This window comes from Ventrimonas faecis (genome assembly GCF_040096075.1).
In the GTDB taxonomy this organism is placed as follows: domain Bacteria; phylum Bacillota; class Clostridia; order Lachnospirales; family Lachnospiraceae; genus Brotaphodocola; species Brotaphodocola faecis.
Genome location: NZ_JBBMFJ010000023.1, coordinates 1 through 16,483 on the forward strand (window position 1 = coordinate 1; position 16,483 = coordinate 16,483).

A 16,483-nucleotide genomic window follows, 5' to 3' on the forward strand; every position below is an offset into this window, starting at 1 on the left:
ATGGGATTTTTGCCTGCAAGCCCATGTTTTCATACGGTCAGCGCAGTGAATGCGCAGACCTACTGAACAGTTACCATTTTTCAAAGAAAAATAAGCGAATTACGAATGTTTTTGAGAATTGTGGGAGCACGTAGTGCGAAACAATTCGGTATCAGAAGGGGCAAAAATCTTTTGCCCCAACATTATGATCATGGAGGACTGTTATGGATATCGGATCAAAACTGAAGGAGATACGGACCTTAAAGGGTCTGACGCAGGAGGAGCTTGCGGACCGGGCAGAGCTTTCCAAGGGATTCATTTCCCAGCTGGAACGCAACCTGACCTCTCCCTCTATCGCGACGCTCACCGACATCCTGCAGTGCCTTGGCACCACACTCGGTGAGTTTTTTAATGAAACACCGGAAGAACAGGTTGTATTCGGAAAAGCTGACTATTTTGAAAAATACGACGCGGAGCTGAAAAATGAGATCCGCTGGATCATTCCCAATGCGCAGAAAAACATGATGGAGCCAATCCTCATCACGCTGGAGGCCGGCGGCTCCACCTACCCGGACAACCCGCATGAGGGCGAGGAGTTCGGCTATGTGCTGCAGGGAAGCATCAGCATCCACATCGGAAGCAAGACCTACCGGGCAAAGAAGGGCGAATCCTTCTACTTTACCCCGGACAAGAAGCATTACCTCACAAGCCGTCACGGCGCATCGCTGATCTGGGTCAGCACGCCGCCCAGCTTCTAGAGATATACCTGAGATGCACCTGCGGTGCGCTCCACTGATTTTATAGAAAGAATATCACATGGGATTTTAAATTTACTTTAGGAGGAATACTGCGATGGCACTGCCCCTGATCGATCTGGTCAACATTTCAAAAAGCTTTGACAATACCATGGTCTTAGATGACCTTAACCTTTCCGTAAAGGAAAACTCTTTCGTGACCCTGCTTGGTCCCAGCGGCTGCGGCAAGACCACGACCCTGCGCATCATCGGCGGATTTGAGACCGCCGACACCGGCAAAGTCATCTTCGATGGCGTTGACATCAGCAAGCTGCCGCCGAACAAGCGCCAGTTAAACACCGTATTCCAGAAATACGCCCTGTTCACCCATATGAACATCGCGGAGAACATCGCCTTCGGCTTAAAGATCAAGGGCAAATCCAAGGCCTACATTGATGATAAGATCAAATACGCGCTGAAGCTGGTTAACCTGGACGGCTACGAGAAGCGTACCGTGGATTCCTTAAGTGGCGGCCAGCAGCAGCGTATTGCCATTGCCCGCGCCATTGTAAATGAACCGCGCCTGCTGCTTTTAGACGAGCCGTTAGGAGCCCTGGACTTAAAGCTGCGCCAGGACATGCAGTACGAGCTGATCCGCTTAAAGAACGAGCTGGGCATCACCTTCATCTACGTCACCCATGACCAGGAAGAGGCACTGACCATGTCCGACACCATTGTTGTCATGAACCAGGGTTACATCCAGCAGATGGGTACCCCGGAGCAGATCTACAACGAGCCGGAGAACGCGTTCGTGGCTGACTTCATCGGCGAGAGCAACATCGTCCCGGGCATCATGCTCCGCGACGAGCTGGTAGAGATCTTCGGTGCCAAGTTTGCCTGCGTGGACAAGGGCTTCGGCAACAACAAACCGGTCGATGTAGTCATCCGCCCGGAGGATATTGACCTGGTAGACCCGTCTGAGGGCACTCTGGTCGGCACCTGCACCCACCTGATCTTCAAGGGCGTCCACTACGAGATGGAAGTTACCACCCCGGACGGCTTCGAGTGGCTGGTTCACAGCACCGATATGTGCCCGGTAGGCAAACAGGTCGGCATCAAGGTAGACCCGTTTGACATCCAGATCATGAACAAACCTGCATCAGAGGATGAGGAGGCCGTAGGAGTCAATGAATAAGAAATGGTTAGCCGGACCGTATCTGGTCTGGATGGTTGGTTTCATCGTCATTCCGCTTCTCATGATTGTGTACTACGGACTGACGGACAAGTCCGGGGCCTTCACCCTGGCAAATGTCCTCTCTATCTCCACTCCGGAGCATGTGAAAGCCCTGTGGCTTTCCCTGGGACTTTCCCTGGTGAGCACCGTCATCTGCCTGCTTTTAGCCTATCCGCTGGCCATGATCCTTCGTAACCGCGGCATCGGCCAGGGCAGCTTCATCGTTTTCATCTTCATCCTTCCGATGTGGATGAACTTTCTGCTGCGCACCCTGGCATGGCAGACCCTTCTGGAAAAAAGTGGCGTTATCAACGGCATCTTAACCGCCCTGCATCTGCCAAACCAGAACCTCATCAACACCCCGGGCGCCATCATCCTCGGCATGGTTTACAACTTCCTGCCGTTCATGGTGCTTCCTATTTATAATGTGCTCTGCAAGATTGATGACAACACCATCAACGCGGCAAGAGACTTAGGTGCAAGCTTCACCCAGACACTTTTGTGGGTGTGGTTCCCCTTAAGCGTTCCGGGCATCATCAGCGGCATTACCATGGTGTTCGTGCCGTCCCTGACAACCTTCGTAATCTCCAACTTACTGGGCGGCAGCAAGATTCTCCTGATCGGTAACGTCATCGAGCAGGAGTTCACCAAGGGCAGCAACTGGAACTTAGGCTCCGGTCTTTCCCTGGTTCTTATGGTCTTCATCCTGATCAGCATGGCGCTGATCGCAAAATACGATAAAAACGGCGAAGGGAGTACATTCTAATGAATAAGATCCGACAGAATTTCAGACGATTCCTGCAGGATTTCTACCTGGTGCTCATCATGCTGTTTTTGTACGCGCCGATTGCTACCATGGTGGTCTTATCCTTCAACAGTTCCAAATCCCGTACCCAGTGGGGCGGGTTTACATTGCAGTGGTATACCCAGATGTTTGCCAGCCGCAACATCATGGCTGCTCTGCAGAACACCCTGTTGATTGCATTTTTGTCCGCACTGATTGCTACCGTCATCGGCACTGCGGCATCCATTGCCATCAGCAGCATGAAACAGGTTCCTCAGACCATCGTCATGGGAATCACCAACATCCCGATGTTAAATGCCGATATCGTGACTGGTATCTCCCTGATGCTGGCCTTCATCGCCTTCGGCATTTCCCTGGGTTTTAAAACCGTGCTGATTGCCCACATCACATTTAACATTCCCTATGTGATCTTAAGCGTCATGCCGAAATTAAAACAGACCAACCGCTTCACCTACGAGGCGGCGCTGGACCTTGGCGCAAGCCCGCTGCGGGCATTCTTTAAGGTAGTATTCCCGGATATCTTACCGGGCGTGCTTTCCGGCTTTCTGCTGGCCTTCACCATGTCCCTGGATGATTTCATCATCACCCACTTCACAAGAGGCGCCGGCATCAACACCCTGTCCACCCTGATCTACAGTGAGGTGCGCCGCGGCATCAAACCGTCTATGTACGCACTGTCCACCGTGATCTTCGTGGCAGTCCTGGCCCTGCTTCTGATCAGCAATTTTGCTCCGAAGAAAAAGCATGAGGCTTAATATTACCGAAATCAAGATTTAGAGGAGATGACTATGAAAAAGAGAGTATTTGCAATTTCCATGGCAGGCCTTACTGCCGCTTCCGCCCTTCTGTCCGGCTGCGGCGCATCCGGAAACGCCGGAGCCTCCGGCACGGATTCCGCTGCTTCCGGCAGTGCAGATGGCGGCGAGCTGTATGTTTACAACTGGGGCGAGTATATTGACGAGGATGTAATCTCCCAGTTTGAAGAAGAGACCGGCATTACCGTTGTTTACGACCTGTTTGAGACCAACGAGGAGATGTATCCGGTCATCGAGGCCGGTGCTGTCAACTACGATGTCGTATGTCCGTCCGATTATATGATCCAGAAGATGCGCGAAAACGACCTGCTGGCTGAGTTAAACTTCGACAACATTCCGAACATTGACCAGATCGATCCGGCTTACATGGAAATGTCCCAGGCCTTTGACCCGGAAAACAAATACTCTGTTCCTTACTGCTGGGGAACGGTCGGTATCCTGTACAATACCAAACTGTTAGACGAGCTTGGTGTTCCGGCACCGACCAAATGGGCTGATCTGTGGGATGAACGCTTAAGCGGCGAGATCCTCATGCAGGACAGCGTCCGCGACGCCTTCATGGTAGCATTAAAGAAAGACGGCTACTCCATGAACAGCGAAAGCAAGGACGAGCTTGAGCAGGCAAAGCAGGAACTGATAGACCAGAAACCGCTTGTCCAGGCTTACGTGATCGACCAGGTAAGAGATAAGATGATCGGCGGCGAGGCTGCTGTCGGTGTCATCTATTCCGGCGAGATGCTTTATATCCAGGATGAGGTCGCAAACCTTGGACTGGACTATGATCTGGAATACGTGATTCCGGAAGAGGGAACCAACCTGTGGCTGGATTCCTGGGTCATTCCGAAAAACGCGAAAAACAAAGAAAATGCAGAAAAATGGATTGACTTTATGTGCCGTCCGGAAATCGCAAAGGCGAACTTTGAGTACATCACCTACCCGACCCCGAACAAGGGCGCATTCGAGCTGTTAGACGAAGAGATGCAGAACAACAAGGCTGTCTTCCCGGATATCGATTCCCTGAAGGATTCTGAGGTTTATAAATACCTTGGAGATGAGACAGATGCTGTTTACAATGAGCTTTGGAAGGAAGTCAAGGCAAACTAAATAAAATTCAGACATATTACGCAATACAAAAGGAGATTGAGAAAATGAAAAAAAGATGGATCGTATCTGCTGCGGCACTGTCCGCAGCGGCACTTGCTGTAACCGGCTGCGGCGCTTCCGCGTCTGACAGCTCTGCTTCCGGCAACTCCGGTGATTCTGCCGCATCCGGCGACGCCGGCGAGCTCTACGTTTACAACTGGGGCGAGTACATTGATGAAACCGTCATTGATGAATTCGAGGAAGAGACCGGAATCAAGGTTGTCTATGACCTGTTCGAGACCAACGAGGAGATGTATCCGGTCATCGAGGCCGGCGGCATTGCCTACGATGCGGTATGTCCGTCTGATTTCATGATCCAGAAAATGCGTGAGCACGACCTTCTGGCAGAGATCAACTTCGACAACGTGCCGAACATCGACCAGATCGATCCGCTTTACATGGAGTTGTCAAAATCCTTCGATCCGGAAAACAAGTACGCTGTTCCGTACACCTGGGGCACCATCGGCATCCTCTACAACAAGGAGCGCCTGCAGGAGCTCGGCGTTCCGGCTCCGACCAAATGGGCTGACCTGTGGGATGAGCGCTTAAGCGGTGAGATCCTTATGCAGGACAGCATCCGCAGCGCCTTCATGACCGGCTTAAAGAAAAACGGCTACTCCTTAAACAGCACCAACCCGGATGAGATCAACAAGGCCAAGCAGGATCTGATCGACCAGAAGCCGCTGGTTCAGGCTTATGTGGTAGACCAGGTTCGTGACAAGATGATCGGCGGCGAGGCCGCTGTCGGCATCATCTACTCCGGCGAGATGCTCTACATCCAAGGTGAAGATGGCACCGACAATCTGGAATACGTGATCCCGGAGGAGGGCACCGACCTGTTCATCGACTGCTGGGTCATCCCGAAAAACGCGAAGAACAAGGAAAACGCTGAGAAGTGGATCAACTTCCTGTGCAGACCGGACATCGCAAAGAAGAATTTCGAGTACATCACCTACTCCACCCCGAACAAGGGTGCATTTGACCTGTTAGACGAGGAGATGCAGAACAACAAGGCAGTCTTCCCGGATATCGATTCCATCAAGAATGCTGAGGTATTGAAGTACCTGGGCGATGATGTAGATGAGATTTATAATGAGGCTTGGAAAGAAGTCAAATCCAAATAAATATTGATAAGCAGAAACAATAAAAATCCCGGTGACGCATCCGCGCCCCGGGATTTTTGTTGTTTAGATCAGCGCCAGCGATTTCATTACATACAGCCAGAAGGTCAGGGAAAAGGCACTGCCCAGCGTGGTGATAGCCACGATGCTGGCACTTAAGACACCCTTGTGTCCCATATTCCGGGCCATGACATAGCTGCTGACGGTGGTGCTGGATCCCAGCATGACCAGAATCGCGATCAGCTCTGCCTCGCGGAATCCAAGAAGTACAGCCACTGGGAGAAACAGCATGCACAGTCCGATCAGCTTCATAAAGCTGGCCACAAAGGCCGGACCCATGCCGGATTTCGCCTCGCTCCACTGAAAGGAAGCGCCCATGGCCATCAGGCCAAGCGGTGTGGTCAGGCCGCCGAGATTGGAAACCGTCTTTGCCAGAATCGTCGGCATCGGAAGCCGCAGGACAGACCAGAGCGCGCCGGACAGAATGCCGAGAATAATCGGGTTTGTCACGATTCCTTTCAGTGTCTTTTTGATGAGTGCCGGACTCATGCCGCCCTGATCCGGGTTGGTAAAGGAAAGCACCACAACTGCCATAATGTTGTACAACGGCACGCTGCCGATGATCATGAGCGGCGCCATGCCGGAATTGCCATAAATGTTCGTAATGAAAGCAATGCCAAGCACTGCCGCGCTGCTGCGGTACGCGCCCTGGATAAACTCACCGCGCTGAGATTTATCTTTCAGCGCCATGGACATCAGTGCCACAAGGGAAATGCTTACCAGAGTCACTACAAAACAGAACGCCACAAATTTTCCGTTCCACGCCTTGGCAAAATCCTGCTTTGCCAGGTCACCGAACAGAAGGACTGGCAGTGTTACTTTAAACACAAACTGATTGATTCCGTTGATCATGTTCTCCTGAAACAGCCCTGTTTTTTTGAAAAATACGCCCAGCACCATCAGCAAAAAGATAGGAATGGTCGCATTCAGACTGAAGATCAGATTTTCCATATGTATTTTTCCTCGATTCTTTCTTAATTTTTTTTACCGAAATAATACTATACACAAAAAAATCTGCTCTTGTCAATCTGAAGAACAAGCAGAAGAGGCCGCAGGATGCGATATGCTCCTGCGGCCCCTCTTGTCTTTATAATCTTGTGTGATTAGCCAAAGTATCTCTTTAACAGACCCTCAAATGCACGGCCATGTCTTGCCTCGTCTTTTGCCATCTCATGAACCGTGTCATGGATTGCGTCAAGGTTTGCAGCTTTCGCACGCTTAGCCAGGTCAAACTTGCCCTCGGTTGCGCCGTGCTCTGCAGCAACTCTCATCTCCAGGTTCTTCTTGGTAGAATCGGTTACAACCTCACCTAACAGCTCTGCGAACTTTGCAGCGTGCTCAGCTTCCTCAAATGCTGCCTTCTCCCAGTAAAGACCAATCTCCGGATAGCCCTCTCTGTGAGCAACTCTTGCCATAGCCAGGTACATACCAACCTCAGAACACTCGCCCTCGAAGTTTGCGCGAAGGTCTGCCAGAATGTCCTCGCTGACGCCCTGTGCAACACCTACCACGTGCTCAGCAGCCCAGGTCATCTCACCCTCCTGCTCTTTGAACTTGGAAGCCGGTGCCTTACATACCGGACAAACCTCCGGAGCAGCCTCACCCTCGTAAACATAACCGCATACAGTACAAACCCATTTCTTCATAACTCAGATCTCCTTTTCTTATTTGATGTGATATTCTAACTTGTTTTTCTTGATTGATATTAGTAATTGTTACTGATATCAATATAGCAGATGATTTTTATTTTGTCAACAACTTGTTTCAAATTTTTTAATAACAGAACACATACTTTTCCAGCCGTTCAAATGCCTCCTGCACCCTGCTAAACGGTAGCGCCAGATTCATCCGGATATGACATGGGCCGTGGAACGGTCTGCCATCCTGCCAGATAACTCCGACCTCCACTCCGGCTCTCTGCAATTCATCAATCGTCTTCCCGTGCTCCTCACACCATTTTGTGCAGTCCAGAAACAGCATGTAGGTTCCTTCCGGTTTTGACACCTCAACGCCCTCAAAATGATCCTGAATATACTTGCAGGCAAACTCTACATTTCCGGTCAGTACCTGGCGCAGCTCATCCACCCACTCGTAGCCCTCTGGTTTGTACGCTCCGATCAGCGCATGCATGGAAAGCACATTCATTTCATTATAATGGGATAAAGAAGATTCCTTCAGAACGCGCTCCCGCAGCCAGCTGTTATAAATAATATGGTAGCTTCCCACCAGGCCGGCCAGGTTGAAGGTCTTGGATGGCGCATACATGGCCACGGTGCGGTTTCTGGCATCCTCACTCACGGACTGGGTTGGAATATGTTTGTGTCCTTCCAGGATCAGGTCAGACCAGATTTCATCGGAAACCACAAAAACATCGTGCTTTTTGTAAAGCTCCATCGCCTTTTCAATCTCCCAGCGCTCCCACACGCGGCCGCACGGGTTGTGCGGGGAACAGAAAACCGCAGCATGAATATGATTCTTTACGATTTTCTCTTCCATATCCGCAAAATCCATGCGCCAGATACCGTTTTCATCTTTTACAAGCGGAGAATGTACAATATTATATCCGTTATTTTCGATACATCTGGTAAAACCAATATAAGTCGGGGAATGCAGAAGCACATTGTCGCCTTTCGAGCACATCACATTCAGCGCGCTGACCACACCGCCCAGCACGCCATTTTCATAGCCGATATGCTCCGGCTTCAGACCTGTTACTCCATTGCGTGTTTCCTGCCACCGGATGATCGACCGATAATATTCTTTAGACGGATCGAAATATCCGTAGGCCGAATGCCGTACACGCTCCATCATAGCCTCCACAATCGTCGGCACCGTTGGAAAATTCATATCGGCTACCCACATTGGGATCCGGTCAAATCCTTCTTTCACCTGTGCACCCGGAATCGGGATATGTTCCACCGCAATCGCGTCTTTTCCGTTGCGGTCCAAAATGGAAGTAAAATCGTATTTCATAGTCATCTTTTGTCCTTTCGTCAGCATTATAAATCTGACATCATTTTACCGCATTTTCGACTTATCTGCAATCATTGCAAAAAATCATAAAATAATAATGATTATTGTTATTGACATATTGAAAAATTTTGCTTATAATACAGACATACAAACAACGAGACAGTCCAAAAGAACGAAGCTATGGATTTTCCGCAGGAAAACCAATATCAAAAAGGAGAAGAGCAGCTATGAAAAAATTTGAATGTGAACCATGTGGATATATTTACGATCCTGCAGCAGGTGATCCGGACGGCGGTATCGCTCCGGGAACAGCATTTGAGGATATTCCGGACGATTGGGTATGCCCGATTTGCGGACTTGGAAAAGATGTTTTTGTACCGGTAGAAAGTTAGATACAATGTAACAGCCCAAACTAAAAGAAATGGAGGACAGACTATGACTTACGATTACGATATCACTTTTGAGGATAATTTATTAACCGGCAATAAAATGATTGATGCACAGCACAAAGAACTGATCGAGCGAATCCGAAACTTCGTATTTGCCTGCCAGGATGGAAAAAGTAAGGTAAATGCCATAAAAATGCTGGATTATCTGGACGAATACACTGACTTCCATTTCAAAGAAGAGGAGGCATTGCAGGAAAAATCCGGTTATCCGGATCGTGACAAGCACCATAAGAAACATGAGGAGTTCAAGAAAACGATTCAGGAATTGTATGAATATCTTCATGATTCTGAAGGTCCGACGGATCAGTTCAGCGAGCTTGTACATAAAAATGTGGTTGACTGGTTGTTTGGCCACATTAAAACCTTTGACCGCTCCGTGGCAGAATTTATCTTTATGAGAGAAAATCCGGAGCGCTGCTAAGTGGATACTGTTTAGGCAATTAAAGAGGTTCGTATAATTTCCCTTTTTCTGCGCAGACTTACTCCTGTAAGGAGGGAATGGCATGAACAACAAAGCAATGGACTGTACCGCGCTGACACTCACCATCATCGGCGCCGTCAACTGGGGACTGATCGGCTTCTTTAACTTTAATCTGGTCGCGTTTTTATTCGGCAGCATGAGCTGGCTGTCCCGGATTATCTACGCGCTGGTCGGCCTGTGCGGACTTTATCTCATCAGTTTCTATATGAAAACAGGGCGGGTGGACGCGTAAGGCCTTGTACCCAAAATACTAACTCTGAAAATTCCAAATAAAAGGCTCCCAAATCCGGACACTTTCTCTGTGATTTGGGAGCTTTTTATGCTATGATGAACATAATGATTTTCTATGAAACAAAAAAGACCTTGGAGAGGGTCTGTAAACACTACTACTTTATAATACGAGTGAGGATCCCCGTTATGAAAATCACATACATTCATCACAGTGGTTATCTTGTAGAGACGGACCAGGCACTGCTGCTTTTCGACTTTGTAGAGGGTACACTTCCTGCCCTGACGCCAGAAAAAGATCTGTTCGTGTTCGTGAGCCACCGCCACGGTGACCACTTCAGTCCGAAGATTTTTGATCTGGCAGCTGCCCACCCCAGGATCCGTTTTATTCTCTCCGATGATATCTGGCAGAACAAAGTACCGGATCACCTGCACGGACTTGCCTGGTTCATGGATCCGGGAAAGGTTCTGGAATTTAAGGAAGGCGGCGGACTTCGCGTGACAACCTTCAAATCTACAGACGAGGGTGTAGCGTTTGTTGTAGAGACCGGTATTGCTTCTGCTTTCCAATCCGACGCGACCCTGACTGATGTTTCCTGCAGCGAATCCTACACCATCTACCACGCCGGTGACTTAAACAACTGGCGCTGGAATGGCGAAGATCTGGCATGGAATAACAACATGAGCACCAACTACCGCCGCGAGCTGGAAAAGATCAAAGCTTCCGGTTTCCACCCGGATGTTGCCATGGTTCCGTTAGATGGACGCCAGGAGGATCTGTTTTACCTGGGACTGGATGATTTCATGAGGACGGTCGGTGCCGAAATGGTCTTCCCCATGCACTTCTGGGAAGATTTCAGCGTCATTCCGGCACTGAAGAAGCTGGACTGCAGCGCAGAGTACCGGGACCGCGTGGCAGATATCCGCAAAGCCGGGCAGCGTTTTTTCTTTCCGGCTTTTCCGGATAACCGGTCAGGCGGAGAGACAACATGATATCCACAGCCACTAAAGCCCATGTACAGCAGGAAATCCTGCTCCTCGCCATGAAGGCCGGGCAGATCCAGCTGGAAAACGGAGCGGAAATCTTTCGCGTGGAAGATACCATCATGCATATCTGCCGTGCCTACGGACTTCATTCTGTCCATATCTTCGTGCTGAGCAACGGTATTTTCCTAAGCTGCGGAGATGAGACGGAACCCCTGTTTGCCAAGGTTCTGCAGGTGCCTGTCAACAATACCAACCTGCGCAGGGTGGCGGAAGTAAACCATCTGTCAAGGCGCATTGAGGAAGAAGGACTTTCCCCGGAGCATGTACGCAGAGAGCTGACCCGCATCGAGGAGCATCCGGGCTTTCCCGCTGCTTTGCAGATTGCCGTGGCCGGGCTCGCCGGTGCCTGCTTTGACGTCATGTTCGGCGGCTCGCCGTGGGATTTTTTGTGTTCCATTGTTGTCGGAAGCCTGTATCAGGCCTATGCCGTCTATCTCGGCAATCCGCATTTGGGACGGATCGTGCGCACCATTCTCGGCAGTGCCTGGATCACCTTCCTTTGCATCCTCTGTTACCGCTTCGGCCCCGGAGAAAATTTTGATGCCATGATCATCGGCGGCATTATCCTCATGGTTCCCGGAGTTGCCTTCACTAACGCCATCCGTGACATGGCCGACAGCGACTACATTTCCGGCTCTGTCCGAATGCTCGATGCCGTCATAAGCTTTTTCTGCATTGCCATCGGTGTCGGCGTTGTGCTTGCGCTGTACGGAAATATAGCCGGTGCTCCACTGCTGCCATAATAATAGAAAAGAGGTTCTTCATGCTGCACCTACTGATTCAGACCTGTGCGGCCGCCATGGCCACCGTAGGATTTTCCCTGCTGTTTGGCGTTCCGGCCCACTATTATCCCAGCTGTGCCCTTATTGGCGGCGTGAGCTGGCTTGCCTATCTGCTTCTGCTGCCCTACAGCTCCATCTCTATTGCCACTTTCGCTGCCACGGTCATTGTGATCCTCATGTCACGATGGTTTGCGGTACGGAAGCGGTGCCCGGTCACCATCTTTCTGATCTCTGGCATCATCCCGCTGGTGCCGGGTGCGGGAATCTACCGGGCAGCCTACTACACGGTCACAGATCAGCTTTACCTGGCTGTCCAGACCGGTTTTGATGCCGTCAAAATGGCCGTTGCCATTGTACTTGGGATTGTGTTCGTTTTTGAGATTCCGCAGACGGTATTTCAGATTGGCAATCAGAGAGCCCATCAAAAACACTAATTTTTTACAGATAAAATACAGGAGGAATCATTATGCTGTTACTTCAGAATGGACGGGTCATTGACCCGAAATCAGGACTGGACCAGGTGATGGATCTGGTCACAGGCGACGGAAAGATCCTGGAGCTTGGAAATGATTTAAAAGAAAAATATCCGGATGCCCGGGTGATTGACGCCACCGGACTTGTGGTGGCTCCGGGCCTCATTGATGTGCATGTGCACTTCCGTGATCCGGGACTTACCTATAAGGAAGACATTCACACCGGCGCTGCTGCCGCTGCCGCAGGCGGATTCACCACCGTGGTCTGCATGGCCAATACCAAACCGCCGGTTGACAACGTGGAAACCCTCGAATATGTGCTGGCAGAAGGCAAAAAGACTCCGATCAACGTCTTAAGCGCTGCCAACATCACGGTCGGCATGAAGGGCGAAGTTCTCACCGACATGGAACTGTTGAAGGCCCACGGCGCTGCCGGTTTCACTGATGACGGTATTCCGTTAAAAGATTCTGCCCTGGTAAAGAAGGCCATGGATGAGGCGGTTCGCCTGAATGTACCGTTAAGTTTCCACGAGGAAGACCCGTCCCTCATCACCAACAACGGCATCAACCGCGGCGCGGTCTCCGAGCACTTCGGCATTGGCGGCTCTCCGGCTGCCGCAGAGGATGTTCTGGTGGCCCGCGACTGCATGCTCGCCCTGCACACCGGTGCCCTCATCGATATCCAGCATATCAGCTCCGGGCACTCCGTCCGCATGGTAGAGCTGGCCAAGCAGCTTGGCGCCCATGTCATGGCAGAGGTTACCCCGCACCATTTCAGTCTGGATGAGACCGCAGTCTTAAAACACGGCACCCTAGCAAAAATGAACCCGCCGCTTCGCACGCTCGAGGATAAACAGGAGATTCTCCGTGGCTTAAAGGAAGGTGTCATCGACATCATCGCCACCGACCACGCACCGCACAGCGCAGAGGAGAAGGCAAAACCGCTCACCGAAGCACCGAGCGGCATCATCGGCCTGGAGACCGCGCTGGCGCTGGGTGTAACCAACCTGGTCCGGGAAGAGGTCCTGACCATGCCGCAGCTCATGGAAAAGATGAGCCTGAATCCGGCCATCCTCTACCACCTGGAAGGAAACAAGGGACATTTAAGCACCGGTGCAGATGCCGACCTGGTACTTTTCGATCCAAACGAAAAATGGACCGTAAAGGAATTCAAATCCAAAGCTACCAACTCTCCGTTCATCGGTGAGGAGCTTTACGGAAAAGTAAAATACACCATCTGCGGCGGAAAGATCGCTTATCAGGATTAAGACCACCGCAAACACAAAACCAGGTTTACAGGCTGTACCTGTTGCTATTCCCATCTGGAATAACTGATATTTTTTCTCAATAAAGGTTTTTAGTGGGAGACTTCCGCATTCACCGGTTGTCTCCCTTCTTTTTTTCTGTTATAGTGGTTAGCAAATGCTTACAGGCACCCTATTCAGGAGGAACCGGATACTATGGAATTACGTCAGCTGGAATATTTTATGATTACCTGCGAAAAAGGCAGCTTTAACCAGGCCGCTGAATGCCTTTACACCACACAGCCCAATGTCAGCAAAGTGATCAGTTCGCTGGAAAAAGAGCTTGGCCGCCCGCTTTTTGAACGCAGCAGCCGCGGAATCCGCATCACTCCCTATGGAGAAACGGTCCGGGAATATGCCCAGAATATTCTCCACAATGTTAGCCTGATCGACTCCCTCACGGACCGGAACCAGGGTAAAAAATTCAGTCTCGCTACGTATCCCAGCAACATGATTTCCCGCTTATTAACCGACTTCTATCAGGAAATGGGTGATTCCTACATCGTGGAACACTTGGAAGGTACCGTGGAGGAAATCTGCAACCGGGTTGCCCAGGGGCTTTCCGAGATCGGTGTCGTCTATATCGCTGAAAAACAGCTGCACCAGTTCCAACACATTCTTTCCCACAAAAAGCTGAAATTCATTCCCCTGGATATGAAGGAAGCCTGTGTTTATGTGGGGCCAAAGCATCCGCGCTACCATGATGAAAGCATTGACTTTCAGGATCTTTCCTCCCTCTCCTTCGTCCGGGGTGTGCGGGAATTTTTCTCAGTAGAACATCATTTAAGCCATGTAAGCCTGGGTGCCATCAGCACGGAACAGCTCCATTATTCCGTCTATACCAACAGCGATCACCTGACCATCAACCTGCTGATGAATACCGACGTATGCAGCCTTGGCATCAATTTTCTCTATGACCAGTACCGCCAGTACGATGTCCGCCAGCTCCGGATCAACAACTGTGAGCCATTTCTACTCATCGGCTACATCTGTCCGGATGACGCAAAATTAAGCACAGCCGCCGACTGGTTCATCCGTCATTTTCAGGCAATTTTGTAAGAATTTCACCCTTGTTATAACATTTTGGAATAACTAAGCCCCTCCAAATTCGTCAGTAGTAAGCTTTGGCTAACCCGTGTTATACTTTCTATCGTTCACACCGGATGTGTGGACAGAAACGATAACAAGCTTTTACAACAGGAGGAAACTGATTATGAAAAAAAGATGGGGCACACTGCTTCTTGCAGGTCTCTTAGGCACCGCCGTGTTAAGCGGCTGCGGTTCATCCGCCTCTGACTCTGCATCCACCACTGCCGCAGATTCCGCTGCTGCAGAAACCACCACTTCTTCTGAAAATACGAAAGAAGATCTGATCTTTGTAAACTACCGCGATATCCGCGATTTAAACCCGCATTTATATGCCGGCGAGATGTACGCACAGGAAATGCTGTACGAGGGTCTCGTCAATATCACAGCCAATGGCTTTGAAGGCTGCCTGGCTGAAAGCTGGGATGTCAGTGAGGACGGAAAGGTCTACACCTTCCACATCCGCCCGGGCGTGCTGTTCTCCGATGGCGAGAAATGTGACGCCTATGCCATCAAGGCAAACTTCGACGCGATCCTGGAAAACAAGGACCGCCACACCTGGCTGGAGATGATGCACCTGTTAGTCGGTGTCGACGCTCCGGATGAGAACACCTTTGTCATCGAGCTGTCTGAGCCGTACTACCCACTCTTAACCGAGCTTGGTGTTACCAGACCGTTTGCCATGATCTCCCCGAAAGCCATGAAAGACGGCAGCACCAAGGACGGCGTAGAGGCTTACATCGGAACCGGCCCATATGTACTGGATGAGTTTGTAACTGATGAGTATGCTATTTTCAAGGCAAACCCGAACTACTGGGGCGAGCAGCCGGCCATCAAAACTATTACCGTTAAAGTCATCCCGGATAACCAGACCCGTATCCTGGCTCTGGAAAAGGGCGAGATCGATATGATCTTCGGTAAAAACATGATCGATGCTGATGCCATCAACCAGTACTTAGACAGCGATAAGTTCACTGTAGAGCTTTCTGACCCGACCTCTACCCGACAGATTGTTCTGAATACCTCCTCCGATATTCTTTCCGAGAAGGATGTGCGCATCGCACTTCAGCACGCAACCAACAAGCAGAACATCTCTGACGGCATCTTCTACGGACTGGAGAAACCGGCTGACACCCTGTTTGCTAAAACCATTCCGTACTGTAACATTGATCTGGAGCCATTTACTTACGACTTAGAACTGGCTGGCCAGATTCTGGATGACGCAGGCTGGAAGATGGGTTCCGGCAATATCCGCGAGAAAGACGGAAAACAGTTAAACATTGACCTGCTTTACAACAGCGACAGCGTTACCGAAAAATCCATTGCCGAGTATCTGCAGAGTGAGTATCAGACCATCGGCGTTTCCTTAAACATCCACGGCGAGGAGGAGCAGTCCTACCGCGATAACATGAAGGCCGGTAATTTCGATATGGTATTCAACATCTGCTGGGGCACCCCGTATGATCCGCAGTCCTCTCTAGCAGCGATGCGCGCGCCGGTATACGGTGACTACGCAGCACAGCTTGGCCTGGATGATAAAGCAGAGATTGACGAAGCCATCACCGAGATCCTGATCACCACCGACGAGGACAGACGCCAGGAGCTTTACACCTACGTTCTGACCCATCTGCATGAGGACGCGGTTTACATTCCGCTGACCTATGAGTGCAACAAGGCCATTTATCGTTCCGATATGAAGGGCTTCCACTTTACCCAGACTCAGTATGAGGTTCCGTTCCAGGATTTCTCTTTCTAAGTTCTGAGGAGTA

18 protein-coding genes are annotated in these 16,483 nt (G+C 50.4%); 15 read left to right on the forward strand and 3 right to left on the reverse strand.

The features are described from left to right. Nucleotides 1-203 precede the first annotated feature (203 nt). From WMO41_RS10945 to WMO41_RS10970, 6 genes are all read left to right on the forward strand, one after another. Nucleotides 204-737, forward strand: a complete 534-nt coding sequence (locus WMO41_RS10945; RefSeq protein ID WP_118534422.1) for a helix-turn-helix domain-containing protein — start codon at nt 204-206, stop codon at nt 735-737. 94 nt (nt 738-831) lie between these two features. Beyond that, complete coding sequence (locus tag WMO41_RS10950) at nt 832-1,908, forward strand: ATP-binding cassette domain-containing protein (protein WP_177292146.1); 1,077 nt, start codon at nt 832-834, stop codon at nt 1,906-1,908. Then, the gene (locus WMO41_RS10955; RefSeq protein WP_177292145.1) at nt 1,901-2,713 is read left to right on the forward strand and encodes an ABC transporter permease subunit; all 813 of its coding nucleotides are present in this window, start codon (nt 1,901-1,903) and stop codon (nt 2,711-2,713) included. Before WMO41_RS10950 ends, WMO41_RS10955 begins: the two co-directional genes overlap by 8 nt. Then, nucleotides 2,713-3,507 carry an ABC transporter permease gene (locus WMO41_RS10960; protein WP_349229786.1) on the forward strand — a complete coding sequence of 265 codons (795 nt, stop codon included), beginning with the start codon at nt 2,713-2,715 and terminating at the stop codon, nt 3,505-3,507. Before WMO41_RS10955 ends, WMO41_RS10960 begins: the two co-directional genes overlap by 1 nt. A gap of 33 nt (nt 3,508-3,540) precedes the next feature. Then, on the forward strand, nt 3,541-4,671 hold the full coding sequence (locus tag WMO41_RS10965; RefSeq protein ID WP_349229787.1) for an ABC transporter substrate-binding protein: 1,131 nt from the start codon (nt 3,541-3,543) through the stop codon (nt 4,669-4,671). Between the two features lie 44 nt (nt 4,672-4,715). Further along, entirely contained in the window at nt 4,716-5,834 is a 1,119-nt protein-coding gene (locus WMO41_RS10970; protein WP_349229788.1) for an ABC transporter substrate-binding protein, read from the forward strand. Nucleotides 5,835-5,897: 63 nt separating this feature from the next. Here the strand turns inward: WMO41_RS10970 and WMO41_RS10975 are convergent, their stop codons facing one another. The 3 genes from WMO41_RS10975 to WMO41_RS10985 form a co-directional block, all read right to left on the reverse strand. After that, entirely contained in the window at nt 5,898-6,842 is a 945-nt protein-coding gene (locus WMO41_RS10975) for an AEC family transporter (RefSeq protein WP_349229789.1), read from the reverse strand. A gap of 152 nt (nt 6,843-6,994) precedes the next feature. After that, nucleotides 6,995-7,537 carry a rubredoxin-like domain-containing protein gene (locus tag WMO41_RS10980; RefSeq protein WP_177303853.1) on the reverse strand — a complete coding sequence of 181 codons (543 nt, stop codon included), beginning with the start codon at nt 7,535-7,537 and terminating at the stop codon, nt 6,995-6,997. A 127-nt stretch (nt 7,538-7,664) separates the two neighbouring features. Next, nucleotides 7,665-8,864 (reverse strand): MalY/PatB family protein, encoded by a 1,200-nt coding sequence (locus WMO41_RS10985; protein WP_349229790.1) that lies wholly within the window; start codon nt 8,862-8,864, stop codon nt 7,665-7,667. Between the two features lie 227 nt (nt 8,865-9,091). On the opposite strand from WMO41_RS10985, the gene rd reads away from it, so the two are divergent. From rd to nikA, 9 genes are all read left to right on the forward strand, one after another. Next, nucleotides 9,092-9,256: a rubredoxin gene (gene rd / locus WMO41_RS10990; RefSeq protein ID WP_349229791.1), complete on the forward strand. Its 165-nt coding sequence runs from the start codon at nt 9,092-9,094 to the stop codon at nt 9,254-9,256. 43 nt (nt 9,257-9,299) lie between these two features. Next, nucleotides 9,300-9,734, forward strand: a complete 435-nt coding sequence (locus WMO41_RS10995) for a bacteriohemerythrin (RefSeq protein WP_349229792.1) — start codon at nt 9,300-9,302, stop codon at nt 9,732-9,734. An 82-nt stretch (nt 9,735-9,816) separates the two neighbouring features. Further along, on the forward strand, nt 9,817-10,026 hold the full coding sequence (locus WMO41_RS11000; protein WP_349229793.1) for a DUF378 domain-containing protein: 210 nt from the start codon (nt 9,817-9,819) through the stop codon (nt 10,024-10,026). Nucleotides 10,027-10,211: 185 nt separating this feature from the next. After that, nucleotides 10,212-11,015: an MBL fold metallo-hydrolase gene (locus WMO41_RS11005; RefSeq protein ID WP_349229794.1), complete on the forward strand. Its 804-nt coding sequence runs from the start codon at nt 10,212-10,214 to the stop codon at nt 11,013-11,015. After that, a complete protein-coding gene (locus WMO41_RS11010; RefSeq protein WP_349229795.1) occupies nt 11,012-11,812 on the forward strand; it encodes a threonine/serine exporter family protein in 801 nt (266 codons plus the stop codon). Before WMO41_RS11005 ends, WMO41_RS11010 begins: the two co-directional genes overlap by 4 nt. Nucleotides 11,813-11,832: 20 nt before the next feature. Next, a complete protein-coding gene (locus WMO41_RS11015) occupies nt 11,833-12,285 on the forward strand; it encodes a threonine/serine exporter family protein (protein WP_349229796.1) in 453 nt (150 codons plus the stop codon). Nucleotides 12,286-12,317: 32 nt separating this feature from the next. Further along, nucleotides 12,318-13,592, forward strand: a complete 1,275-nt coding sequence (locus tag WMO41_RS11020; protein WP_349229797.1) for a dihydroorotase — start codon at nt 12,318-12,320, stop codon at nt 13,590-13,592. 192 nt (nt 13,593-13,784) lie between these two features. Further along, a complete protein-coding gene (locus WMO41_RS11025; protein ID WP_349229798.1) occupies nt 13,785-14,687 on the forward strand; it encodes a LysR family transcriptional regulator in 903 nt (300 codons plus the stop codon). Between the two features lie 154 nt (nt 14,688-14,841). Then, nucleotides 14,842-16,470 (forward strand): nickel ABC transporter substrate-binding protein, encoded by a 1,629-nt coding sequence (gene nikA / locus WMO41_RS11030; protein ID WP_349229799.1) that lies wholly within the window; start codon nt 14,842-14,844, stop codon nt 16,468-16,470. Nucleotides 16,471-16,483: the final 13 nt, after the last annotated feature.